The 23,190-nt window shown below is 55.6% G+C and carries 23 protein-coding genes and 2 pseudogenes; 11 read left to right on the top strand and 14 right to left on the bottom strand.

What is annotated here, in order from left to right; translation table 11 throughout:
* Nucleotides 1–20 precede the first annotated feature (20 nt).
* From A4E19_00590 to A4E19_00575, 4 genes and pseudogenes are all read left to right on the top strand, one after another.
* Entirely contained in the window at nucleotides 21–1,199 is a 1,179-nt protein-coding gene (locus A4E19_00590; GenBank protein OQW36188.1) for a hypothetical protein, read from the top strand.
* A pseudogene (locus A4E19_00585) lies at nucleotides 1,200–4,139 on the top strand (DNA polymerase III subunit alpha). It abuts the gene before it with no gap.
* A gap of 111 nt (nucleotides 4,140–4,250) precedes the next feature.
* On the top strand, nucleotides 4,251–5,144 hold the full coding sequence (locus A4E19_00580; protein OQW36187.1) for a hypothetical protein: 894 nt from the start codon (nucleotides 4,251–4,253) through the stop codon (nucleotides 5,142–5,144).
* 27 nt (nucleotides 5,145–5,171) lie between these two features.
* Nucleotides 5,172–5,522 carry a hypothetical protein gene (locus A4E19_00575; GenBank protein OQW36186.1) on the top strand — a complete coding sequence of 117 codons (351 nt, stop codon included), beginning with the start codon at nucleotides 5,172–5,174 and terminating at the stop codon, nucleotides 5,520–5,522.
* 416 nt (nucleotides 5,523–5,938) lie between these two features.
* Here the strand turns inward: A4E19_00575 and A4E19_00570 are convergent, their stop codons facing one another.
* Nucleotides 5,939–6,262, bottom strand: a complete 324-nt coding sequence (locus A4E19_00570; GenBank protein ID OQW36185.1) for a hypothetical protein — start codon at nucleotides 6,260–6,262, stop codon at nucleotides 5,939–5,941.
* A gap of 75 nt (nucleotides 6,263–6,337) precedes the next feature.
* Nucleotides 6,338–7,327 (bottom strand): annotated as a pseudogene (locus A4E19_00565) (arsenical-resistance protein).
* Between the two features lie 442 nt (nucleotides 7,328–7,769).
* On the opposite strand from A4E19_00565, the gene A4E19_00560 reads away from it, so the two are divergent.
* Entirely contained in the window at nucleotides 7,770–8,144 is a 375-nt protein-coding gene (locus tag A4E19_00560; GenBank protein ID OQW36184.1) for a hypothetical protein, read from the top strand.
* Between the two features lie 388 nt (nucleotides 8,145–8,532).
* Here the strand turns inward: A4E19_00560 and A4E19_00555 are convergent, their stop codons facing one another.
* Nucleotides 8,533–8,931, bottom strand: a complete 399-nt coding sequence (locus A4E19_00555) for a MerR family transcriptional regulator (protein OQW36183.1) — start codon at nucleotides 8,929–8,931, stop codon at nucleotides 8,533–8,535.
* A gap of 115 nt (nucleotides 8,932–9,046) precedes the next feature.
* Between A4E19_00555 and A4E19_00550 the strand changes: the two genes are divergently transcribed.
* The 6 genes from A4E19_00550 (at nucleotide 9,047) to A4E19_00525 (ending at nucleotide 12,731) form a co-directional block, all read left to right on the top strand.
* On the top strand, nucleotides 9,047–9,433 hold the full coding sequence (locus A4E19_00550) for a mercuric transport protein (GenBank protein ID OQW36182.1): 387 nt from the start codon (nucleotides 9,047–9,049) through the stop codon (nucleotides 9,431–9,433).
* 12 nt (nucleotides 9,434–9,445) lie between these two features.
* Nucleotides 9,446–9,724, top strand: coding sequence for a mercuric transport protein periplasmic component (locus tag A4E19_00545; protein ID OQW36181.1), 279 nt, complete (start codon nucleotides 9,446–9,448; stop codon nucleotides 9,722–9,724).
* Nucleotides 9,725–9,733: 9 nt separating this feature from the next.
* Entirely contained in the window at nucleotides 9,734–9,982 is a 249-nt protein-coding gene (locus A4E19_00540; protein OQW36180.1) for a hypothetical protein, read from the top strand.
* Between the two features lie 39 nt (nucleotides 9,983–10,021).
* Nucleotides 10,022–11,458: a hypothetical protein gene (locus A4E19_00535; GenBank protein ID OQW36179.1), complete on the top strand. Its 1,437-nt coding sequence runs from the start codon at nucleotides 10,022–10,024 to the stop codon at nucleotides 11,456–11,458.
* Between the two features lie 493 nt (nucleotides 11,459–11,951).
* Complete coding sequence (locus tag A4E19_00530) at nucleotides 11,952–12,185, top strand: hypothetical protein (protein OQW36178.1); 234 nt, start codon at nucleotides 11,952–11,954, stop codon at nucleotides 12,183–12,185.
* A 219-nt stretch (nucleotides 12,186–12,404) separates the two neighbouring features.
* Complete coding sequence (locus A4E19_00525) at nucleotides 12,405–12,731, top strand: hypothetical protein (protein ID OQW36177.1); 327 nt, start codon at nucleotides 12,405–12,407, stop codon at nucleotides 12,729–12,731.
* A gap of 109 nt (nucleotides 12,732–12,840) precedes the next feature.
* On the opposite strand, the gene A4E19_00520 is transcribed toward A4E19_00525, so the two are convergent.
* The 11 genes from A4E19_00520 to A4E19_00470 all read right to left on the bottom strand — a co-directional run bounded on the left by A4E19_00520 (nucleotide 12,841) and on the right by A4E19_00470 (nucleotide 23,111).
* Complete coding sequence (locus tag A4E19_00520) at nucleotides 12,841–13,602, bottom strand: copper resistance protein CopB (protein ID OQW36176.1); 762 nt, start codon at nucleotides 13,600–13,602, stop codon at nucleotides 12,841–12,843.
* Nucleotides 13,603–13,780: 178 nt separating this feature from the next.
* Nucleotides 13,781–15,652 (bottom strand): copper resistance protein CopA, encoded by a 1,872-nt coding sequence (locus A4E19_00515; GenBank protein OQW36175.1) that lies wholly within the window; start codon nucleotides 15,650–15,652, stop codon nucleotides 13,781–13,783.
* Between the two features lie 327 nt (nucleotides 15,653–15,979).
* On the bottom strand, nucleotides 15,980–17,305 hold the full coding sequence (locus tag A4E19_00510) for a hypothetical protein (protein OQW36174.1): 1,326 nt from the start codon (nucleotides 17,303–17,305) through the stop codon (nucleotides 15,980–15,982).
* Nucleotides 17,306–17,357: 52 nt separating this feature from the next.
* Nucleotides 17,358–18,125 carry a hypothetical protein gene (locus tag A4E19_00505; protein ID OQW36173.1) on the bottom strand — a complete coding sequence of 256 codons (768 nt, stop codon included), beginning with the start codon at nucleotides 18,123–18,125 and terminating at the stop codon, nucleotides 17,358–17,360.
* A 39-nt stretch (nucleotides 18,126–18,164) separates the two neighbouring features.
* Nucleotides 18,165–18,356, bottom strand: a complete 192-nt coding sequence (locus A4E19_00500) for a hypothetical protein (GenBank protein ID OQW36172.1) — start codon at nucleotides 18,354–18,356, stop codon at nucleotides 18,165–18,167.
* A gap of 1,085 nt (nucleotides 18,357–19,441) precedes the next feature.
* Nucleotides 19,442–21,274, bottom strand: a complete 1,833-nt coding sequence (locus A4E19_00495; GenBank protein ID OQW36171.1) for an alpha-glucan phosphorylase — start codon at nucleotides 21,272–21,274, stop codon at nucleotides 19,442–19,444.
* Nucleotides 21,271–21,453, bottom strand: coding sequence for a hypothetical protein (locus A4E19_00490; protein ID OQW36170.1), 183 nt, complete (start codon nucleotides 21,451–21,453; stop codon nucleotides 21,271–21,273). The genes A4E19_00495 and A4E19_00490 overlap by 4 nt, the downstream gene beginning before the upstream one ends.
* A 126-nt stretch (nucleotides 21,454–21,579) precedes the next feature.
* Entirely contained in the window at nucleotides 21,580–21,795 is a 216-nt protein-coding gene (locus A4E19_00485) for a hypothetical protein (GenBank protein ID OQW36169.1), read from the bottom strand.
* 227 nt (nucleotides 21,796–22,022) lie between these two features.
* Nucleotides 22,023–22,361, bottom strand: a complete 339-nt coding sequence (locus A4E19_00480) for a hypothetical protein (GenBank protein OQW36168.1) — start codon at nucleotides 22,359–22,361, stop codon at nucleotides 22,023–22,025.
* A gap of 174 nt (nucleotides 22,362–22,535) precedes the next feature.
* Nucleotides 22,536–22,850: a hypothetical protein gene (locus A4E19_00475; GenBank protein ID OQW36167.1), complete on the bottom strand. Its 315-nt coding sequence runs from the start codon at nucleotides 22,848–22,850 to the stop codon at nucleotides 22,536–22,538.
* 72 nt (nucleotides 22,851–22,922) lie between these two features.
* Nucleotides 22,923–23,111 carry a hypothetical protein gene (locus A4E19_00470; GenBank protein ID OQW36166.1) on the bottom strand — a complete coding sequence of 63 codons (189 nt, stop codon included), beginning with the start codon at nucleotides 23,109–23,111 and terminating at the stop codon, nucleotides 22,923–22,925.
* Nucleotides 23,112–23,190 lie beyond the last annotated feature (79 nt).

Genomic DNA, 23,190 nt, shown 5'->3' with positions numbered 1-23,190 from the left:
GACGAGAGTGAGTCAGTCTCATGGACCGCCAGATTGTCTGTTTTGCGATTTCTGCCGTTGAAGTCGCCCTTGCGCAACTCCATGACCCCCGCCTCAGAACCCGGCCCGTTGCCATCGCTCCCCTAAACACGGCTCGTGCCCTTATTCGCGAAATTTCTTCTGATGCTGCACAGGCTGGTCTTGCGGTCGGTATGTCCGTGGACCTGGCTCGGCGCGTCTGTCCATCGCTCCATGTGCTGGCTCCGAACCCCACTCTGGTACGCACGGTGGACGAATCACTTCTGCGGGTCGTTGCTCGGTATGCCCCCGTGTGGGAATTATCCCAGCCAGGCTCCTTTCTCATGGACGTGACCGGAACCGGGAAACTCTTTGGACCCGCTTATGATGTCGCAGCCAAGGTGCAACAGGAAGTACTTGACCAGTATCGCCTTGACGGCGTGGCAGGAGTCGGAAGTAACAAATTGATCGCGCAGACCGCCGCGACATTAATTGCCCCCTCGGAACTCTACGATGTCAGGCCGGGATCGGAAGAAGTCTTCATGTCGCCGCTCCCGGTCGGCACACTGCCGGGCCTGCAACGGCCCTGCATGTGCAAGGTGGTTCACCTCCTTGACGATCTCAACCTCTGCGCGCTGGGAGACGTGGCAGGAAGTCCGCTCGATGCCCTGGAAGTGGCCTTCGGGGATTATGCCGGATCACTCTCCCGGTGGGCGCGGGGCATCGACTCTGTACCGGTACTTCCGCCGACGGTTCAGCCGACATTGGAAGAGACGGTCCTCTTCGAGCCGGATGAGATCGATGACCCGGTGCTGATCGGGCGAACCCTCGGCGCCTTGCAGCGACTCTGCCGTATCTTGCGCAATCAGCGCCGTGTCTGTGGACGCCTGACACTCAGCATTCGGTACAGCGACCAAATTGAAGTCACCAAGCACGAGTGGATTCAGCCAGAGACGTGTTGGGAATGTGACCTCTCCCCGATCGTGGTGTCACTCTTTCACAAATGTATGCGTCGGCGCATCCGGCTAAGGGCGTTCACTCTCAGCATGTCCGGCCTGACAGGCTACGCTGAGCAAGGATTGCTGTTTGAGGAACGGACATCGGATCACCGGAAACGGGAGAGAGCCCAGAAGCTTGCGGTCGCCCTTGACACCCTCAAGGCACGATTTGGTGAACACGCGATTCGCTATGGAAGGTCCTAAATGTCGTTCGTTCATCTGCATACGCATTCATCCTACTCGCCCATGTCGGGCATTCCGACGTTGGAGGCGCTTTGTCAGGCCGCACGAAAACAAGGAGCACAGTATCTCGCCCTGACCGATACGAACGGACTCTATGGGGTCATTCACTTTCTTGAGGTCACTCGTGAGACGGGATTGAAACCGATTTTGGGCACTGAGCTGGTCCATGGTTTACACCGGGCCGTCCTGCTAGCGAAAACACCATCCGGCTATGCCAATCTCTGCCGAATTCTTTCCGCTCGGCATTGTGACGAGTCGTTCGACTTCATCAAGACCGTGGCGCAACATCGCGCGGGGCTTGTCATTCTATCTGATACTCAACGCGCCCTGAGCGAATGGCAGAAGGAGTCGAATGACGACCTCTATGTCGAACTCACGCCAGGCCCCGGAGTGTCTGATGTGATAGCATTTAGCCGGGCTCACCAGCTTTCGCCGGTCGCCACCACGCGAGCACATTTCCTGATGCCGTCCGACTATCAGGCACATCGGCTCTTACGGGCCATCGCCGAAAACACCACGCTGTCCCGTTTGAAAGCGGACCAGTGCTGTGCCCCCTCACAGTGGCTCATACCGGAAACTCAGATAGCACGCGCGTTACCTCACGTTCCGGAAGCCTTGCTCAACACACAAAGGATTGCTGAATCCTGCCATACGGCTTGGGACTTCAAGCAGACGATCTTTCCTTCGTTTCGGCAATTGTCTTCTCGCGATGCCTTCGAGACATTGCACCGCAAGACCTATGAAGGAGCTCGGTGGCGTTATGGCACGTTGCCTGCTGCCGTGACTGAGCGTATCGAGAAGGAACTCACGGTCATCCGTGACAAAGGGTATGCCGACTACTTTCTCGTCGTCGATGAAATCGTGCGGCAAGCGCCACGAACCTGTGGGCGTGGCTCTGCGGCGGCCTCAATCGTGTCTTATAGTCTCGGCATCACGCATGTCGATCCAATCAAGCATCATCTGATGTTTGAACGCTTCCTCAATCCTGGCCGGCACGATCCCCCGGACATCGATATTGATTTTCCCTGGGATGAACGTCCGGCCATTCTCGAATGGGTCTTCAAGCACTACGGGCATCAACAGGCTGCTATGGTGGCCAACCAGAACACGCTGGCCGCACGGGCGGCGCTCCGCGAGATCGCAAAAGTGCACGGGCTTCCTGCTGGTGAGATTAAGAAGGCCCTGAACCTCCTGCATCGGCGAGCGGATTTCGTTGAGGTCGACTCGGACATCAACGTCAAAAGTTGGGCGAGAGAAGTCTGTTCAGCCTTGCGGCTCAAGTCTCCATGGCCGGACATCCTCTACTGGTCAGTCCAGCTTGAAGGCCATTTCCGCAACCTTGGGCTTCATCCGGGCGGCGTGGTGCTGGTGCCGGATGAAATCCGGCGCTACGTGCCGGTGGAAATATCGGCCTCCAGCTTGCCGGTGATCCAGTGGGAAAAAGACCAGACTGAAGACGCAGGACTGGTGAAGATCGACCTCCTGGGTAACCGGTCGTTGGCGGTCATTCGTGATGCCCTGGCTGCAATCGAGCAAAACACGGGGCGTGAAATCGACTATGCGACATGGGACCCCCTCAGTGACCCGGAAACGAATGAGCTGATCCGGCGAGGAGAGACCATGGGGTGCTTCTACGTGGAATCACCCGCCACACGACTCCTGCTCAAAAAGCTCTGGGCTGGGATGCCGCCGGACAGGCGAGCGGCGGCGGATGTGTTTGAATACCTTGTCGTCGTGTCTTCGCTCATTCGTCCGGCGGCGAATACCTTCACTGAGGAATTTGTCAGGCGAGCCCATGGACACCGCTACACGTCACCTCATCCTTTGCTTGATGAGGTGCTCTCCGAAACGCATGGGATCATGGTTTATCAGGAAGACGTGATGAAGGTCGCCGTGGCATTGGGAGGATTTTCTGTGGAAGATGGCGACCAGCTCAGAAAGGTCTTGAGCAAGAAACATAAGGCGCGGCAGCTCCGCGACTATTGCCGCCTGTTCTACGAGGGCGCGTTAGCCCGTGGCGTGGAACTCCATGTCATCGATGCCATTTGGGCCATGATTATGAGCTTCGCGGGCTACAGCTTCTGCAAGCCGCATTCGGCGAGCTATGCGCAAGTCTCGTTCAAATCAGCCTATCTTCGCGCTCACTATCCAGCCGAGTTTATTGCTGCTGTCGTGAGCAATCAGGGCGGATACTATTCCGCCTTCGCGTACCTGTCTGAGGGGAGACGGATGGGACTCACGATTCACCCGCCAGACATTAACGAAAGTGTCTGGACCTACACCGGCTCAGGCAACAGTGTTCGCGTCGGTTTCATGCAGATTAAAGGACTGCAAGAGGATTTTGTGAAGCAGCTCATTGAAGAACGAAAGGAAAATGGGCCATATCGGTCACTCTCGAATTTCCTGACACGAGTAAATCCTGACGTTGCGCAAACCAAGCCCCTTATCAAAGCAGGGTGCTTTGATTCCGTTGCTGGAGAGCTTACGCGACCGGCCTTGCTCTGGCGGCTGCTGGCATCGCAGGCCCCGACGCCTCCGAACTATATACCCATTCCAGAACCCTACTCGTTTCAAAAGTCCCTGGCTCATGAGCTGGCGCTTTTCGGGTTTCCGTTGCAGTGTCATCCCCTTGATGTGTTTCACGAGGCGTATAAAGACACTCGCTACATTTGGGCAAAAGATTTGGCTCTGCACATCGGGAAAGAAGTGACGCTCATCGGCTGGCTGCTTACCGAGAAGATCGTCTCCACGAAGAAAGGTGATCCGATGGAGTTTATGACCTTGGAGGATCAGACCGGGATGTACGATGCGACCGTATTTCCGCAGACCTATCGGCAATACTGCCATCTACTGGCTCCGAATCAGGCCTATATGATCACCGGACTCGTGGAAGAGCAGTTCTCGACCGTGACGATTACCGTGAGAACGCTCCGGCTCTTGAGCACCGCCGAAATCCAGACACCGAGCGAGGCTCTTGAGGAAATGAACGCATAGCCGGTACACTCTCTCGCCATGCCACTCTCACCGCTCGTTAGATTTGGAACATCCACATGGACCTATGAAGGCTGGCAAGGCCAGATTTACTTGAAGCAATACGCCAAGACAAAGTTTGCGAAGGAATGTTTAGGCGAGTATTGCCAGTATCTCTATAACGGCGAGCCGTGCTTTCGGGCGGTCGGCAACGACGCGACTTTTTACCGGCCTCCGACCCCGAACCAACTTCGAAACTACCTCAACCAAATACCCGAAGATTTTCACATGTGCTTTAAAGTTTGGGAGGAAATCACCATTCCGAGTTACGCGATGCAACCGCGTTACGGGTCCAAAGCTGGACAGACCAATCCGAACTTTCTGGACGCGAAGCTCTTCAATGAATTGGTGCTAAAACCGTACCGTGAAGCCAAATTCGAGCCCCACACGGGGCCCTTTTTGTTCGAATTCCAGCGCCATGGCATGTCGAGCGAAGAGTTCTGTACCCGATTAGATAGGTTCTTCGGCCAACTTCCGAAAGACTTCATGTACGCGGTCGAGATTCGGAACGCAGGACTCGTCGGCGCTGAGTACCGACATGTGTTGGAACGGCATGGAGTGGCACACGTCTACAATCACTGGTCCTACATGCCGCCGCTGAATGAACAACATCAGCGGATGGAACAATTCACTGCCCCGTTCACCGTCCTGCGGCTGCTCACGCCGTTGAAGATGTCGTATGAAGCCGCAAAGAAGCGTACGGAGCCCTACAACAAGATCGTGGGAGAACTTCCAGAAATGCGGCGGGACTCTGTTGATCTTGTAAAGAAGGCGATGGAAGACAAGCGGCGCGCCTATGTCATCGTGAATAATAGGTCAGAAGGAAATGCGCCATTGACGATTCAGGCCCTGATGACTGCCTTGCAAGCCAGCTAGTGCGAACAGCTGACAGAAGAGAGGGTCATGGCAAATCATCGTGTCTATACAATGAGCTTCGCAAGTGTCTATCCGTTTTATGTTTCCAAGGCGGAGAAGAAAGGACGCACGAAACAAGAAGTCGATGAAATCATTCGCTGGTTGACGGGATATAGTCAGAAAGAGTTAGAAGCCCTACTGAAGAACCAGACAGCCTTTGAGACCTTTATTGCGGAAGCTCCTCAACTGAATCCTTCGCGTGCTTTGATCAAGGGTACGATCTGCGGTGTCCGAGTGGAGGACATAGAAGAACCAACTATGCAGGGAATTCGCTACTTGGATAAGCTACTCGACGAGTTAGCAAAGGGAAAAGCAATGGAGAAGATTTTGCGGAAATGATTTGAGAGCTGCTTCCTGACGGCCTCTTCGACTCGGAAATCCTTTCGAGAGCTAACGCCCACTCTACTATTTCGCTTCTGAATAGCGCTCGAACGATTTGCTTATGAACAAAAACTGGCGGTGCCGTGGGTTGCGCCATGAAAGGAGTGATATGGCAGACGTACTGCTTCAATCGGTTCTGACGTGCCCGCAGTGCCAGAACGCTGTGAACGAAACGATGCCGACAGACGCATGTTTGCACGTTTACGAATGCCCGCAATGTAAAGCGGTGCTGCGTCGAAAAACTGGGGACTGCTGCGTGTTCTGTTCTTATGGCTCGGTAAAATGCCCACCGGGGCAGATGCAGGAATGAAGCGTCATGGCAAGATGGTATGCGGCCGAAAACAAGGTCACGAGGCGGGCCACTTGTGAGTAGATTATGGACGTGGAGCCCACAGAATGATGGCTGCGCCGATGAGAGATACTGTGGCTCCGATGATATCCCAACGGTCGGGGCGGATGCCTTCCACTACCCAAAGCCAGCCGAGCGTGGTTGCGATGTAGAGGCCCCCATAGGCCGCGTAGGCGCGCCCTGCATACTCTGCTGGACTCAGTGAGAGTAACCATGCGAACAACGCCAGGGAAAGCATGCCGGGCAACAGCCAGAGAATGGATTTGCCTTCCCGGTACCAAAACCAAAAGGCAAAACACCCGGCAATTTCAGCAATGGCCGCCGCGACATAAATTAAAAGTGTGAACATATACTCCTGTCTTGCCTGCTTCAGCCAGGCCAAGCACAGACTTTCCCAGAATCCGACATTTTGTCAAGGTGCAGACTAGGATTGGGCTTTCGCTAAATCTGCAGCTGGCGTGTTTTGATAGTTGAGGAATAATTTGTCACGCAGCCAAAACGCGACATTCACCAGAGCGATGAGATCCGGAACTTCAACCAGTGGGCCGATGACGGTGGCGAACGCGACGGAAGAATTTAATCCGAACGCCGTGATTGCCACGGCGATGGCGAGCTCGAAATTATTGCTGGCCGCCGTAAAGCTGGTCGCGGTCGTCTTTCCGTAATCAGCCCCTAGAGCCCTGCCCATCAGGAAGCTGATGAGAAACATCACCACGAAATAAATCGCAAGCGGGATGGCTATCCGCAACACATCGAGCGGCAATTCCATCACCATGCCGCCCTTGATGGAAAACATCGCAAGGATGGTAAACAATCAGGACAATCAGGCTATCAGGGTCACCGGAGCAATCTTCGGCAAGAATTTCTGTTCATACCAGTCGAGGCCTTTCTGCCGCAGTAACATCGTACGGGACAGAAATCCGGCTAGAAAAGGAATGCCAAGATAAATGAACACGCTTCGGCAATGGTGCGAAAGTTCACATCGACAATCTGGCCACTTAGTCCAAACAGCGGCGGCAGCACGCTGATAAACAGCCAGGCATAGACGGAAAAGAACAAGAGCTGGAACACGCTGTTGAAGGCCACCAGCGCGTCGGGATATTGGTTGTTGCCCTCGGCCAAGTGGTTTCAGACAATTACCATCGCGATGCAGCGGGCAAGGCAGGATTTTCCAATCCGTGAAGATAAGCGGGAGTTCTTCATATTTCACCCGGGCCAGCGGCGGGTACATCATCAGAATCAGGCCGATGGCGATTGGGATATTGGTCGTGCCGACAGACAGGCTATTCAGTGCATTCGGCCGTTTCCCAAACAGGGAGCCAAGGGCGATACCTGCGCCCATCGCCAGAACAATCCAGACGGTGAGGTAGCGGTCAAGAAACGACAGGCGTCGGGTTGAACAGCAGGCGGCCATTGGTGACCTCCTCTACATTCCGTTTGAGCATGAAAAACGCGGTGTCGAAGGTGGCATCGGCCTCACTGCCCGCAGCTTTGGCCGGGTTGGGCGTGCTCCAGTGCAGTTTCTTTGGCTTACCGGGAAATAGCGGGCAGCTTTCTCCGGCGGCGCGCCAGTATGCACTAGCGAGGCGGCCCACTCACGCCTTCGGCATCGCCAGTCACTTACATCAGCTTCTGGGGAAGACACATGAGACATAAATGGCCTGTTTGGCTCAATTTGTTGGTAAGAATGGGGAGTACCGGCCGACTGATAAGGAAGCCTGTCTGATGAATAGGCAATGCCGTTGGAGCATGTTTCTTTACACAGATAAGGCTGATTTGCTCATACCCCGTGATCGAGGGCTGCAGTACTATAAATACCGTTGACGGCTAAGCTGACGGAAGGATAGACTTACTCCATGCGCTTGAGTTCTCATCACTCCCGATCTTTTCTCGCTGCGACCATCGTAGTGTTTCTGCTGGCATTCAGTTTCAACGCATACGCCTGTCTCTTGCCGCTGTCAGGGACCACCGATGCGTCAATGGCCAACGGCTGTTCAACTCCTGGCGAACAACCTAGTCGGCAATTATGTGACGCCTTCAAGATCTTGGGAGTCGAATCCCACGCGCAGTCGTCATCGTTGCTCGTGGACCATCATTGGTCGGCAGACCATACGTTGCCTACGCTTCCCACGGTGAGCCCTCGGCTCGTACAGATTTCCAATCTATATTGCGCTCTCGAATCAAGTTCTCCTCCACATCAGTCTCTCGCAAGCACAGTGCTTCGTATCTGATCTCTCCGGTTCTTCCTTCTACCGTTTCATCATGGCGTTATCTGCCCTGCTCTGAGCCTGAGCTCATCCCGTCGTTTTTTCTGTAGCGGGACGAGACTCTGAGATCCATGACGGACGTGGGCAGGAAAGCTCTTGGGGAGGGACCCTCACATGACTCGTTCAATTCGGTTTTTGTTGCTGGCCATAACAGTCCTGAGCGTGATCTTCGCCACAGGTGCACGCCATGCGTGATGTGCCGCCTCCTCGACGTGTCGCGCAGCGGGTTCTTGCATCGAGCAAAAAGAAAGCTCAAATCTTGCGAACAACTGTTGCTTCGTCAGACGCGGATGCGCTGTCCACTGGCGAGATACCCTTGTGTCAGATGGTGTACGCGTGATGAATCGGAAAACTAATCCTGTTCGAGCACCTGGATGATCGGGCATCCCTTCGCAGGTTGTTTCCTATTGCACTGCTGAACCAGACTAGCTAACGCTTTCCGCATCGCCGTGAGGCCCATGAGCTTCTGGTCAATCAGTCGCATCTTGTGGGCGGCCAGGTCGCGGGTCTCCGCACAGGCGCGGGCTTTCTCCAGCCGTAGCAGTTCGGTGATTTCCTCCAACGTGAACCCAAGGGCCTGCGCCCGCTTAATGAAGCGGATGTGTTTTACGATGTCCGCCGGATACCGCCGATAGCCCATGTGCGGCTTGTTCGGCTCGGCCAGCAGTCCCCGTCTCTGGTAATAACGGACCGTCTCGACATTCACCCCGGCCAGCTTCGCCACCCGGCCTATCGTTAATTCTGACGCCATGAAAATTTCCCTTGATTCCGTACCGTAGTACGGAGTTTAGACTTGAATCAATGAGAAAGTCCGTAGAAACAGGCATGACCGCTTGTACTGCGGACGCTCTGAAAATAGGTGGTGCATGGAGAGGTTGTCCAGGTCGGAGAAAGAGAACCCGTGGGTTAACCCCCCAAACGGTCGTGGCGCCTTGGGTATCAGCGGTCTCGCGGCGTTCCTCGCCTCGATCTGCTGTCTCGGCCCGCTCGTATTGGTAGCGATTGGCGTCAGCGGCGCGTGGATCGGCAATTTGACAGTGCTCGAACCGTATCGTCCAATCTTTATCGGCGCAGCACTCGTGGCGCTCTTCTTCGCCTACCGGCGCATCTTCCGGCCCGCCGAAGCCTGTAAACCAGGGGAGGTCTGTGCCGTGCCGCAAGTCCAGCCGGCGCAGAAGATCATCTTTGTAATTGTTGCCGCACTGACGGGGCTCGCGCTTGCGTTCCCCTACATTCTGCCGCTGTTGTACTGAAAGGAACACGTCATGAAACAACTCATCATTGCAATCGCCCTCTCGGCCGCCTTGAGCGCACCCGCCTGGGCCGCTACTCAAACGGTCACACTGTCGGTGACGGGCATGACCTGCGAGGCTTGCCCGATCACAATTAAGAAAGCGCTGAACAAGGTTGAAGGCGTCGAGAACATCGAAGTGAACTTGGAGAAGAAGGAAGCCCTGGTCACCTTCGATGACAGCAAGACCAGTGTCAAGACGTTGATGGAAGCCACAATGAACGCGGGTTATCCGTCCACCATGAAACAGTGAGCGCAGCGAATGCCAGGGAACAAAACAGCGAGTCACGAAGCGCCATCATGGTTGGGCCGAACGCTCCTGGCGGTCGGCATCAGCGGCGCGGCGTTTGCCGCACTCTGCTGCGTGGCGCCGTTTATGGTCGCCGGGCTGGTCACCGCGCTTGGCCTCGGATTCATTCTCAATGATGCCATATTGATCGGTCTTCTTGTGGTGTTCATTGGAGTGGCCGCGGCGGGCTACTACTTCGTGCGGCGCCAAACGTGCGTGTGACCTGAAGAAAATTCCCGGACAACCAACCCAGGAGGGGACATGATGGCGGAGAAATTTGACCTGGTGATTCTCGGTTCCGGCTCGACGGCGTTTGCTGCGGCGCTTCGCGCGGCAGCAAGCGGACACACGGCAGCCATGACCGAGATGCGTACGCTCGGAGGAACCTGTGTCAACCGTGGCTGCTTGCCGTCAAAGAACCTCATCGAAGCCGCGAAAATCCTCTACGATGCGAGGCATCCGCGCTACCCCGGGCTCTCGCCAACCTCGATGAGCCTGGACTTCCGCGCGCTGATCGAGCAGAAGGATGCCGTGATTGAAGATTACCGGGGAAAGAAGTATCAGAGCAGTATCTCCAACTCTGAACGCATCCGCGTTTTTGACGGAGCCGCCCGCTTCAGCGGCCCCCACGAGGTGACCGTGAACGGGCAAGTGCTCTCAGCGGCTCGATTCCTCGTCGCGACGGGAACGGCGCCCACCGTACCAGAGGTTCCTGGGCTTCGTGACACGCCGTATCTCACCAGCGATCTGCTCACAAGTCACGAAGACATCGAGCTCACAGAACTTCCGGCGTCGCTCATCATCCTCGGTGGCGGCTACATCGCACTGGAGCTGGGCCAGATGTTTGCGCGCTTCGGCACCCGCGTCACGATTCTGGCACGCGGAGCGCGAATTCTTACGGCCTACGAGCCGGAGATTGCGCAATCAGTGGCAGAGGTATTTCGTGAGGAGGGAATTTCCATTTATACGAAAGCCACGGTGAGCCGGGTGCAGGGCGATGAACGCCATGTCGTCGTCTCGCTCCAGGTGGACGGGCGACAGCAGGAACTGACGGCGGCGAAGCTCCTGGTTGCCACGGGGCGCACACCGAATACGGCACAGCTCGGACTTGACCTTCCAGGTGTCGATCTGGATGAACATGGTTTCGTGAAGGTCAACGACGAGCTGCGCACGTCTGCCGGGCACGTGTATGCGGCCGGAGACGTCATTGGTTCCTACACGGAAAGCCAGATGGCGACTCCTGTGGGGGCGCAGGACGGCGGGATTGCGGCCGAAAATGCTCTCAACGGCAAAGGGGGCCGTAAGGTACACCACGCCGTGATACCGCGAGCGATTTTTACCGACCCGCAGGTGGGCGTCGTCGGACTGTCGGACGCGGAGGCCAATGCGCGCGGGTACACGTGCGATTGTCGCATCATTCCTATGTCCCTCGTTCCCAGAGCTGGGGCGGTCCGCGAGACCAGAGGGGTCCTGAAGATGGTTGCGGACAGGAACACGAAGAAGGTGCTGGGGGTTTCCATGCACGGAATGAACGCAGCGGAGGTTATTCATGAAGCGGCCATGGGGCTTCATTTTGGTGCGACGATCGGCGACTTCGCCCACCTGCTGCACGTCTATCCAACCATGTCCGAGGCGCTCAAAATCGTCGCGCTGTCCTACACAAAAGACGTGTCCAAAATGAGCTGCTGTGCAGACTAGGCATCACCGAGATGTACCACGTCACATCATGACGAGACTGTAGGACCGCTCACTCAAATGCGAGTGAGCAGCAGGTAGGCAAGCGCGGCAAGAATTGCGGAGCCCGGCAGCGTCGCCACCCACGCCAGGATCTGTCACACACGGTTGTCCAGCGCACGCTGTTCAGATCTTTGAGAAAACCGAGTCCGATTATCGCTGAACTGCTGACGTGGGGTGAGCTATTCGAAATCAGCAGCGAGCCATGACTCGTCTGGCCATCGTGATGTCCGTTGGTCAATTGGGCTCATTGTCCTTATTTTGTTCGTCACGTTTAGGAATCTCAGACAGGCGACGTTGATTCTGCTGCGATTCCATTTGCCATGGTCGGTGATCTCGTGGCATTGCAGATCGGTAGTCTCTATTTCTCCGTTCCGGCTTCCGTTGGTTTCATCGCATTGTTCGGTATCGCTGTTTCTGAACGGAAAAGTAAGGATCGCCTACATAAACCAATTGCGTGGACTCCCGTCAGCGGCAAGCGAACGCGGAGATTAGCCGCGAAACAGACGAACTGCTGAAAGGCTATCGGCAATGCATTCAGAAGCACGAGGGTGATTTGGCAAAGGCCAAAGAAAGTTGCGCTCTGTATCGAGAAGGCCTGGAACGCATTCAACTGAGATCATGTCGTGTTCATGTATGTGAGGCGACGGCACAAGGGCGGCAGCATACGAAGGCTGCCGCCCTTCGGTAAGATTATGCTACGAAGCTGTGCATCCACTGCCATACCTTGGACGCAGCCTCATAGGGGCAAAAGCCCAACTGTTCTACCCAGGGACACATAGTCATCACCTCCCTTTGAATGCCATCCTACGGGCTGTACCACAGTATCGAGTCAAGAGGTGCGAAACTCTGTAGAGGCGCATGACTCTATACTGCAGTGCAAGGTGTAGATTCCCTTCACGGTAATGACATGGCTGCTCAACTGACTATCGGCCAGCTTGCCAGAATTGTCGGAGTGAATGTCCAGACCGTCCGCTACTACGAGCGTCTGAACTTGCTCAATCCGTCAGCGAGGAAGCCTTCGAGATATAGACTGTACGGGCAGGAAGAGAAACGACGCCTGAGGTTCATCAAGAAGGCCCAAGCATTGGGCTTCACCCTACGCGAGATTGCCGAATTACTTACTCTCCGGATAGCCTCAACGGCTTGCCGTGGTGATGTGCAGAAACGGGCACAGGCGAAACTCGTGCAGGTGCAATCCAAGGTTCAAGACTACGGGTCCTGGCTCGTGCGCTGAAAAAACTCATCCAAACTTGTGAAGCTGGTCAGTCCACCGACTGTTGTCCGATCCTGATGAGCCTGGAAAAAGAAACAAATGCTGATATGAAGGAAAGGACAACCGGATGCTAGAACCACATACGCACGCCGGCCACGAATCGGATCTGACTCGGGTTTCCACCCTCTTGGCGTACCAGCGTGGCGGTCTCGCCGAAACTTCTATCGAGCGAGAAGCCTACATAGGGCGCAAATTCGCGCCGAATTTCATAACGCAGGCGCACCCCGAATTCCAGATTGTTCAGTCCTGAACCGGTGGTGAACTGTTCGACCCGTTGAACCGCCACATTGGTTTCAAAACGACCTTGAAGGATCAGCCGCTGCGTCAGCAGAAAGTCCTTGGTAAACGAAAGACGCCCGGACACCTTGCCGTTCTGATCAATGAACAGAGCGGCCTCTAGTTCATAATTGTACGGGACAAGCCCCTGTATCCCGATCACCCCAAGTCCCCGCGTGACATTGCTTCCACGGAACGTTTGCGTCTCGACGCGTGGGCCGATCTGAAAATCGTAATATTTTCGGATGAATCGACCGTACAGCAGCTGAAAATCCACGTCATAGTCCGCTTTGAAGGCCGTGTCTTGTTGTCCTTCGCTCTTGAACCACAGTCGGTTGTAATCCCCGCCGTACCAACCTTCGATGTCCCAACGATAGTCGCTTGTACGCTCACCCCCACTCGTTTTTGGCCGATATTCGAGCACGTCAATCAGTGTAAAGAGGCGGTTCTCACGATCGTTAACCGGACTCGGCCAGCCCTCTTCCGGAGAGAGGTTTGGGAGTGTGCGCGTTTCTCTAGAAGATGACAGAGTGTCCGACTCCGCCTCTGTATCCATAGCCTGGCGCTGCGGCCCAGACGCACTCAACTCCGTGAATGCGCCAGAATGATGCGCATTGTCCATGGGAGACCGAGTAGGCTGGCTTTCTGCTGAGACAAGGGGTGCATGTATGGCCACACTCAAAAGGCCAATTAGGACCACCTGTCGCTGAAGAGCTCGAACAGACATGACCTTCTTATGGCTCGTACCCAGATACGTCGACGACCCGAAACATGCCTGCTTCCATATGGAGCAGCAAATGACAGTGAAATGCCCATCGCCCTGGCGCGTCTGCCGTGATGGCAACCGAGACACGCTCGGCTGGCTTCACAATGACGGTGTGCTTACGCGGCAAATACTGGCCTGCGCCGTTTTCCAGGTGCATCCACATCCCATGCAAATGGAGCGGATGCTCCATCATGGTGTCGTTCACGAAGGTGAAACGCACTCGCTCCCCATAGCGGAAGGCAATCGGCTGTTTCGCTTCCGAATATTTTTTCCCGTCGAAGGACCACAGGAACCGTTCCATGTGTCCCGTCAGATGCAATTCAATTTCCCGTTCGGGCTCACGTTGGTCGGGATAAGGCGCAAGGCTTCTCAAGTCGGTGTATCGCAACACTCGCCTAGGACTGTGTTCCAGTCCTCTTCCTGGTTCATCGAATCGATTCTGTGAATATTCAGCCACCGTTTGGTTGCCAGTGCCGTGATCGTCTGGCCCATGTTTGACAGGCTGGGCTCCGGGAATCATCGAAACAGTTTGACCATCAGGAGTTTTGCTCGCCATATCGTGCGTTCCCATATCGTGTTGCCCGTGTTCCATGCTGGGCATGTCGTTGGAAGGAGTTTTGTCCGTCGTGCCACCGCCGTCAGAGTGGTTCATATGCGGCATCTCCATGCTTTCCATGCTCATCCCCATGTCTTCCATAGTCCGAAGCGGACGGGGGCGGCGTTCGGGAATCTCTCCTTCCATCCCTGGACGAGGAGCAAGCGTCCCACGAGCGTACCCACTGCGATCCATCGTCTCGGCAAAGATGGTGTACGCCTGGTCTTCGGTCGGTTCGATGATTACATCGTAGGTTTCGGCAGGGCCGAAGCGAAATTCCTCGACAATGACCGGCTGGACGTTCTGCCCGTCGGCCTGCACAACGGTCATGGTCAACCGGGGGATACGGACGTCATAGAAAGTCATCGAAGCAGCATTGATGAAGCGGAGGCGTATCCGTTCTCCGGGATGGAACAGGCCCGTCCAATTCGCAGAAGGCGGCAAGCCGTTCATTAGATAGGTGAAGGTGTACCCGGTGACATCCGCGAAGTCGGTCGGGTCCATCCGCATTTGATCCCACATCAGGTAGTTCTGCAGCGCTGGTCCAAGCCCCATCCGTCGGACATCGCTCAAGAACTCACGAGCTGCTCGCTTCTGGAAATTGTAGTACCCTCCTTGCTTCTTTAAGTTTGAGAGCAGCGTGTCGGGTGATTCGAAACTCCAATCGGATAGCATCACCACATACTCGCGGTGATACGTAAACGGTTCCGGTTCGGCCGGATCTAGGATCATCGGCGCGTACATGCCTTGCAATTCCTGACCACCGGAGTGGCTGTGATACCAGTAGGTGCCGCTCTGCTTGATTGGAAACCGATAGGTGAAAGTCGCACCAGGCTGGATGCCCCCGAAGCTCACCCCCGGCACGCCATCCATATCCGGCGGCAGAAGAATGCCATGCCAATGAATCGATGTAATTTCCGCCAAGCGGTTTGTGACCCGCAGCCTCACCTCTTGGCCTTCTTTCAGACGGATGAGCGGCCCCGGGATCGTCCCATTGATTGTCATGGCGGTCCCGGTTTGCCCGTCCAGAACAAAGGATCGTTCGCCGATCACCAGGTCGATCAGCTCACCGCTCAAGGTTGAGGGTTGTGTACCAACAGATATCATGGGAAGTAACCCATGACTTGCGCATGCAGGGAAGAACGACTGGATCGCAGCGAGGAGTCCCAACGTTCCGGCCTGTTTCAGTAGCACACGCCTGGAAATCAAGTTGGTGTTGTCTTGTGCCGTCCTTTTGGATTGCATGATGATCGGCTTTCTGTATTCGTTCCGGATATGAGGCGCCTTGAAGATAGTTCCGCGCCGTTCAGCACAGCTCCCCGTATGGACGTTGATCCGTCCGGTGCAATTTAGGAGAGGACAAGTAAATCATCATTAAGGCATGATGCTGCGTATGCCTAACGCAGGCGGCTCATCCATACTGCGGATAGAGAAGCTTTTTCGCGTATCTCTTCGGCACTGTCAGCTTCTATTTAAAATTCGATGAATTAGATTTTGTCCGTCCATGGATGTCGGACAGTCTCTTTAGACTGCCCGACATCTTGCAGGTCGGTCTTCCCAGCTCACTCTCGCCTAGTAATCGACGCCCATCACGTAGGTTCTCGCCGCACCTCGTGCCGCGGTGATTTTATACGGGCGCATCATGTCATTGTCTTCATGGTCGAGGATATGACAGTGCCATACGAACCCATGTGCACCGGCATCTGGATCAAATGAATAGTTTCTTGCCAGGCCGACTGCCGTGTCTGTCGGTGCGAAGCGTACGGCGATGCGAGTGACTTGGCCCGGATACGCGATCACGGTATCTTTCCATCCAGCTTCGTTAACTTCCGGAGGATGTACGTGGCCATGGAGATTTGGCTGAATGTTGGGATTCCCTCCGTATCTCAATCCGGAAGCAACAGAGGGCGCATACGTCAACGGTGGACCATCGCCAAACATAGAGGCGCCGCCGGGGAACGACCCTGCGTAGGCCTTATTGTACCGGTTCAGATGAACCTTCTGCCGATTCATCACCTGAACCTGCGTCAAGTGTGTGTGGATCGGATGGGCGTCGGCTGTTAGATTGACGATTTCCCAGACTTCAGTATCGCCTTCAGCCGGCAATTCTGAAACATATTCCGTCATGCCTCCCACCGTAACAGCCGTGAAATCTTTGCGGATCGTTCTATCGGCACGTTTGCCGGACATCTTCGTATTGTTCAGCAGCAATTCGACCATTCCCATTCCACCAGCACCCATCATGTCGTTCAGGGTGAGTTGGCGCGTTTTCGAAGGAACGACGGCCAGCGCCCCCGTGGCCGGGTTCACCAGCCGGCGCATGGGAGGGCGGAGCGCATCGCCATGAGCCGGGTTGTAGCTCGCGTCTGCCCCTGCCAACGTGGATGGTCCCACTCGAAACTGGAGAACGCGTCCCACCGTCGCCCCATCGGGTGGAGCCCCATCGGGGAATGGCGCGCGGCCGTGATTCTTCAAAATCAGCGTGCGGCCCTCTAATCCTGAAAAATCGATAATGATGTCGGCGCGCTCAGCAGGCATCAGGGTCAGCTTATGCAGCCGGGCCGGCGCATCGAGATACCCTCCATCGGTGGCGATCTGCCATAGATGCTGTCCGTGCAAGGAGAGTTCATACGTGCGCGCATTCGATGCGTTGAGGAGGAGGAATCGATAGCGCCTGGCCTCGACGTTCAGATACGGCCAGACCTTGCCGTTCACGACATTCGTGTCGCCGAAGAACTCCATCATCCAGAACGGGTGCTCCGGGTTGGGCCCCATATTGGGGAAATAGAGCTGCCCGTTCGTATCGAACATGCGGTCTTGAATCACCAGCGGAATGGTATAGTCTACGGAGCCCGCGGCGCCTTGTTGTAACCCGATCGGGTGCAGACCGGCCGGCAATGTCAGGGCCGGATTAACGATCAGATACCTCCTGCCAACCCCGCATAGATGTTCAAGCGTGTGAGGCCCAAGGCATGGTCGTGAAACCAGAGAGGCGCGGCTTCTTGCCTATTCGGATAGCGGTAAATCGCCGCATTCGCACCCGCACCGGCTTTGCTGTAGAACGAATGCCCATTGTAAGCTCCATCACTTGTAAACCAGGCGTCCGGATTTCCATCCAGCACCGGCGGCACCTCCCCTCCGTGCAGATGGGCACGGTTGGGACCGGACCGGCATAATTCGATGCGCAGGCCCCGACGGGCGATTGATTTTCAGTGACGGCGTCTGCGCACCTGTTGGCTTCATGGTTCAGCGGATCGGCCCAGTGAAGCGTCTGATCGGTCGAGGTCTTCCACGCCGACAGTTGGCTCGCTGCTGTATTGGGCAGACTGTTGATGTATTGGATTTCGGTCGGAGTTCCACGCGTCGCGACAAACACCGGCCCAAAGTACGTTGGGAACGGCGTTCCCGATCCAGGACACGTCGAACCGTTGCGGTAGCCCCAGACATAGGTTCCCGAGTAGGCGAGTGAGGAAGCCGCCGGCACGAATGTCGAAGGCATGACGTTGGCCTTGAACTCGCACATCGAGAGCGTCGCTGATGCGGAGGTAATTGTCTCGATGGTTCCGCCTGCCACAGCGAGAAGAGGCAACGGGTCTACGAACTGCGGGATCTCACTCCCCGGTAACGCTACTGGCTGAGCCGTGGCCGGAGCGTATGAGAGAAGTGTCAGCGCTACCAACATTATCTTTTCTCGAAGGTATCCCATGTTGACCTCCATATGAGATAGAGCACCACGTTCCTTGCTCTCCCAAGACGATCAGGCTTTCTCGTGATCCGGACCTCCCCGTATTAACAACACAGCCGCAGCAATGACGTAGGCGACGACCGGGATAGCCCACAGGATGTTCGTGGTCTCAGACGACAGGAACAGCCATATCGGCTCATGAATAAATAGAAAGATCACCATCATCAGTAATCCAACCCAATTGGACCAGCGCATCCCCATCATGAGAGTTTCTCCTTTCATATGATAATCGGCCCACTCTTCCGAGTCCGTGGACACCGGGTGGAGCGATGAGGACCCAAACGATCAGACTCGAGAATTGCGTGAGAAGGATTTTGAGAGAAGAAGGTTGAGGGGCTTCAGGCAATTCATTCGGCCCCCCTGTCGTGAGACGATGCTCCGCCTCACGTTCAGTCAATCCGTCATTGATGTCGGAGCCTAGTTCACGTTCCAGTGATTCGAACGCGAGCGTGTGCCAGCCGTTGGGCTTCATGTCCTCATGAGAGGCTGGCCCACTCGTTCTGTCGAATCCATCGGACGATCTCCTTCTTCAGAGTAATGGTGACACATTCCGGCACTGCGCCTTCCAGGAGGTATCCAGCCCAGTCGTATACCTCTGGCTGCAGTATTTCATGATGAAGGCCGCGACCATCCCTTCCATGTTTCCTACCCCGCTTCACCTCAACCAGGGAGGTACGTCAAGCCGAAGAATAGCCTAGCCCATGATCTTCAGAAACAGACCGTCCAATACCCACATGGAGAATGAAAGACTGTGAGGGTCAGCGGCATTTCTGGTTTCAACCTGCAAAGCCTTTCAAGTACATTTCGGGGTTCTGATCAAAGTGCTCCTTGCATGGCATCGAGCAAAAATAATATGTTTTCCCCTTGAAGAGGCTTTGGAATTGGGCGCTCTCCTTGTCGATCCACATACCGCAAACTCGATCCAACTCTTCTGTTGACTTCATGATCCCTGCCTCCCCTCCACATCGGAGTTGATGATCACTAACGACTACAACCCATAAGTCGATCCTTCATCCATGGGAATGGCCTCCGGTGTCGGCCCGCGAGCCGGGCTGCTGTCTTGCGGAGATCGGAGTCATGACTACCGTGTCGCCTGTGCAGCAGAAGATAGAACAACGGACAGGCGAACAGGAGCAAATAAGGGAGTATTCCGAACACATGCGTCCGGTGTTCGGTCACGAGGAAAAATCCCAGGACAGCGAAAAATGCGTAGAAAACGAGCCGTCGTAGGTTATTCATCACTAGGGACCTCGGTCGCACCGGTGGACCATCGACGCTTGCATTCGTTCTTACACATAGGCATTGGCGGCATACTGCTGCACCATGCGGTGAGTGTTGAAGAATGACGCATTGAATGCGATTGTATAGCGCATCACGTCAATCCACTGATCCCGTGATTGGTAGTACATCGGCACGATCGTCAAATGCAGCTTCTGATACAGCTCGCGCGCGTCTTCCTGCTGATCGATCCCTTGGCTCATCGTCCGTGAGCCGATCGACCAACCCGTTACGCCTTCGATGTGGCCTTCCACCCACCAGCCGTCCAACACACTCAAGCTTGGCACGCCATTGTGCGCCGCCTTCATGCCTGATGTCCCCGACGCTTCAAGCGGGCGCTGAGGCGTGTTCAGCCAGAGATCCACGCCGGCCGTAAGGAGCCGAGCAAGGGTCATGTCGTAGTTGGCGAGGTAGAGAATCATCACATCCCGTTCGAGCTGCTTGGCCGCTTGCACGATCCGGCGGATCATGTCCTTACCGGGCTCATCCTTGGGATGAGCCTTGCCCGCGAAAATGATCTGCAGTGGTCCTGCCTTTTTTGCCACGTCGATTAATTCACGAGGCGCCGACACAATTAGATCAGCCCGCTTGTATACGGTCGCACGGCGAGCGAAGCCTATCGTGAAGGCATCCAGTCTCAACTGCGGCTGCGTGCGCTGCCTCACTTCTTCGAGCAGCCGCGCTTTGGCCTTGATATGCGCGTCCCAGATCTCCTGATTTGGGACACTGATCGTGTAGCGCAGAGAGAATGGATCGGTTCGCCAACCGGGAATCGACCGATCGTAAAGATCCTGGAAGCTCTCGCAAGTCCACATGGCGGAATGAATCCCGTTCGTAATGGAGTCAATGTCATGACTAGGAAACATCTTCTGTGAGACTTCGCCATGCCGCTTCGCCACGCCGTTGATATAGATACTCATATTGAAACCCAGGAGCGTCATGTTCAGGCGGTCCTGTCCACCTAACATCTGGAGCACTTCCAGGGGGAGCAGGTTCCCCATGACCCGACGAACAAGGTCATACCCGAATTGATCGTGCCCGGCTGGAACCGGCGTATGGGTGGTAAAGACACAGCGCCGTCGCACCGCAAGGAAGTCCCACTCCGTGGAACCGGCCGGAGTCGACTCGCGCAGGAGCTGGAGTGTCAAGAAAGCGGCGTGACCTTCATTCATATGGAACCGTTCCACCGCGGTATACCCGAGAGCCTGGAGCATCCGGATGCCGCCGATGCCCAGGATGATTTCTTGCGCCAGCCGGTAGCGGTCATCCCCTCCGTAGAGCCACAAGCTCAGCTCTCGGTCTTGCTGGGCATTGTCCGGACGATTGGCATCCAACAAGAGCACTGGCACCCGGGCGCCCGTGACACCGACGAGATCGTATTGCCAAGCCTGGACGATCACGGTCCGTGCTTCGATGGTCACGGCCACTGTGGCTGGGAGGAGGTGAAGTCGGCCTCTCGGGTCCCACGACACCGGCTGCTCGTGCTGGTTGCCCCACTCGTCCAGCTTCTGCTCAAAATAACCGTTCCAGTACAGGAGGCTGACTCCGACGGCCGGAATTTTGAGATCGGCAAACGATCGGAGCGTATCTCCCGCTAGAACTCCCAACCCTCCACTGTAGGTGGGCATTGCAGGATCAAGCGCCACTTCCATCGTAAAGTATGCTACACGTCTGGCGGAGGGGCCGATCGTCCCGGCCGGCTCGAGCTGTCTCAGGTATGTCTCGGGATCGGTGAGGAACGTGCGCCGGCACAGATCGGAACAGAAGTAGAACATCCGGTCTCTATAGGTCGCAGACAAGTTCTGTTCTTGGAGGACGTTCATGCCACAGACAGGATCTTTCATACGCTATTCCCTCTCCTGCGGTGCCACCTCGCCAGCAGAGTAAAAATCAATGGCGGCACCAGCATCTGCATCAACGGGGCCAACCCGATGTTCAACAGCGGCAGGACTGGCTGTCCGATCACCAGCTGGCTGATCTGGAAGCGTCCCGAACGCTGTCGTGTACCGGCACGTTCCTCCATGGGAGTAACTCCGGCGTCACGAATCAACCCGGCACGAGCTCATGCGCTTCTTCCAACGACGCACGATAAGCGAGACACAGACCATCATGAATGTATGGGGCCAGCCGAAGTCGGCCAGAAGAACCATCACTCCTGTCGCTTCGGCGACGAAAGCATTTCTCGCTCCGCGTCCACCCAATCCTCCACATCACACCCTGGCCTGCAGCCTCGTTCCAGGTAGAGCTCATAGGCTCGCTTCGCAATCCGCTCACGAAGGTTATCGGACATGAACGGTTCTGAGATAGCAGCCTGGGTGATATCAGCCTCGTCGTTAGGCGGTTTCTTCAAATGCTGCGGCTTCATGCTCCCTCCTTTTTCTGTCTTACGGATGAAATCCTTGCTGGGTCCTGCGAGCTGCTGAACCGTGCGATATGATCCATCGCACTCGCGCTTTCGTGCCTACGGACGCGGGATTCTTTTCAAGAAGGGCACTGCCTTGACTGAAGCAGGGACCGGTCCATGAGACAAGCGGGCCAACCGCGGAACAATTCCAGAAACTCAACACCCACATAGGGATCATCCTGCCGTCATCAAGGGATGGCCGGCTCTTGCTCGCGATGCAGTCTGGCAAGAGCCTCCGCTTCTTCGGCGGCTTTCTGGTAATAGTGCATAAAGTCGTGGCAATGCCTGAGCAGCTCTCCTTTGGACTCTTTTTTGGAGAGCGGATAGGCGAAGGCTGCGTATCGGTCACCCATCTGACGCATCTCCTCTGCCTTTCCTCGTAGGCGCACGGCCTCCTGCTCATACCAGCTCGCTAGTCTACTGTGATCGTTGCGTTCAATGAGTTCGCGTGGTGAACCCGTCGAACAGGCCATGACCGCTATGACGAGCAACAGAAGGAGCCACGATAGCTGCTGCGAGATCTTCATAGGCACTTCCCTCCTTCGAGTATGGGTCTTCGCACAGGTCGACAAGAGTACCGCCGAGGCACCGCTTCGCATAATTTGTGAAGGCAGATCGCCCCGGCGTAGCTCCCTTGCTCGGCACCTCTCGAACGAAGACTTAATCTGGCGTTCCTGCCAACGGGCCCTTGCGTGTAAGATTCAAGTGCTTGCTCGCCAAGGCCGCGGCCTCTCTGCCATCTTCCTGTAGTTTCCAGCAATCTGACGGCAATGCGCCGCCTCGTTGGTGATGTCGCTCGACTTATAGAGCTCCGGATGATGCTCGTAAGATTCAGCGGCGTTGTCCCAGAACCGGGCTTTCGCCTTGAAATCCTGCTCCTGCTCCGCATAGTACATCGCGAGTGCCTGATGATCGCCCTTGGCAATCCCAGGCTCAGGCCCAGTCGCAGCAAAGCTTGGAATAATCAAGACCAGCAAAAGGACGATGAATGGTAGCCCCCTCATAACGTGTCGCATCGTAATCCTCCTTACTATATTTAGCAGTGACCCATTTCACTGCCTCTGTTGAGGAGCAAGCGCGAAAGACGATTAGGTGCGGTTGGGATCTGGAGCTCCCCGTGTTAACAACACAGCCACAGCAATGACATAGGCTGCAACCGGAATAGCCCACAGGATGTTGGTGGTGTCAGATGACAGGAACAGCCATATTGGCTCATGAATAAAGAGAAAGATCACCAACATCAGAAATCCAACCCAATTAGACCAGCGCATCCCCATTATGCGACAGCCTCCTTTCAGGTGATAATCCGACCTTCCCTCTGGTCCTTGGACACTGAGTTAAGCCACACTGGTATCC

The organism is Nitrospira sp. SG-bin1, from assembly GCA_002083365.1.
GTDB lineage: Bacteria > Nitrospirota > Nitrospiria > Nitrospirales > Nitrospiraceae > Nitrospira_D.
This window is presented reverse-complemented; position numbering and strand designations above follow the sequence as displayed.

Bases quoted from the DNA above. Each gene is read 5' to 3' on its own strand.
- A4E19_00590 (OQW36188.1), top strand. From the start codon at position 21: ATGGACCGCCAGATTGTCTGTTTTGCGATTTCTGCCGTTGAAGTCGCC.
- A4E19_00580 (OQW36187.1), top strand. From the start codon at position 4,251: ATGCCACTCTCACCGCTCGTTAGATTTGGAACATCCACATGGACCTAT.
- A4E19_00575 (OQW36186.1), top strand. From the start codon at position 5,172: ATGGCAAATCATCGTGTCTATACAATGAGCTTCGCAAGTGTCTATCCG.
- A4E19_00570 (OQW36185.1), bottom strand. From the start codon at position 6,262: ATGTTCACACTTTTAATTTATGTCGCGGCGGCCATTGCTGAAATTGCC.
- A4E19_00560 (OQW36184.1), top strand. From the start codon at position 7,770: ATGCGCTTGAGTTCTCATCACTCCCGATCTTTTCTCGCTGCGACCATC.
- A4E19_00555 (OQW36183.1), bottom strand. From the start codon at position 8,931: ATGGCGTCAGAATTAACGATAGGCCGGGTGGCGAAGCTGGCCGGGGTG.
- A4E19_00550 (OQW36182.1), top strand. From the start codon at position 9,047: ATGGAGAGGTTGTCCAGGTCGGAGAAAGAGAACCCGTGGGTTAACCCC.
- A4E19_00545 (OQW36181.1), top strand. From the start codon at position 9,446: ATGAAACAACTCATCATTGCAATCGCCCTCTCGGCCGCCTTGAGCGCA.
- A4E19_00540 (OQW36180.1), top strand. From the start codon at position 9,734: ATGCCAGGGAACAAAACAGCGAGTCACGAAGCGCCATCATGGTTGGGC.
- A4E19_00535 (OQW36179.1), top strand. From the start codon at position 10,022: ATGATGGCGGAGAAATTTGACCTGGTGATTCTCGGTTCCGGCTCGACG.
- A4E19_00525 (OQW36177.1), top strand. From the start codon at position 12,405: ATGGCTGCTCAACTGACTATCGGCCAGCTTGCCAGAATTGTCGGAGTG.
- A4E19_00520 (OQW36176.1), bottom strand. From the start codon at position 13,602: ATGGATACAGAGGCGGAGTCGGACACTCTGTCATCTTCTAGAGAAACG.
- A4E19_00515 (OQW36175.1), bottom strand. From the start codon at position 15,652: ATGCAATCCAAAAGGACGGCACAAGACAACACCAACTTGATTTCCAGG.
- A4E19_00505 (OQW36173.1), bottom strand. From the start codon at position 18,125: ATGGAGGTCAACATGGGATACCTTCGAGAAAAGATAATGTTGGTAGCG.
- A4E19_00500 (OQW36172.1), bottom strand. From the start codon at position 18,356: ATGATGGGGATGCGCTGGTCCAATTGGGTTGGATTACTGATGATGGTG.
- A4E19_00495 (OQW36171.1), bottom strand. From the start codon at position 21,274: ATGAAAGATCCTGTCTGTGGCATGAACGTCCTCCAAGAACAGAACTTG.
- A4E19_00490 (OQW36170.1), bottom strand. From the start codon at position 21,453: ATGGAGGAACGTGCCGGTACACGACAGCGTTCGGGACGCTTCCAGATC.
- A4E19_00485 (OQW36169.1), bottom strand. From the start codon at position 21,795: ATGAAGCCGCAGCATTTGAAGAAACCGCCTAACGACGAGGCTGATATC.
- A4E19_00480 (OQW36168.1), bottom strand. From the start codon at position 22,361: ATGAAGATCTCGCAGCAGCTATCGTGGCTCCTTCTGTTGCTCGTCATA.
- A4E19_00475 (OQW36167.1), bottom strand. From the start codon at position 22,850: ATGCGACACGTTATGAGGGGGCTACCATTCATCGTCCTTTTGCTGGTC.
- A4E19_00470 (OQW36166.1), bottom strand. From the start codon at position 23,111: ATGGGGATGCGCTGGTCTAATTGGGTTGGATTTCTGATGTTGGTGATC.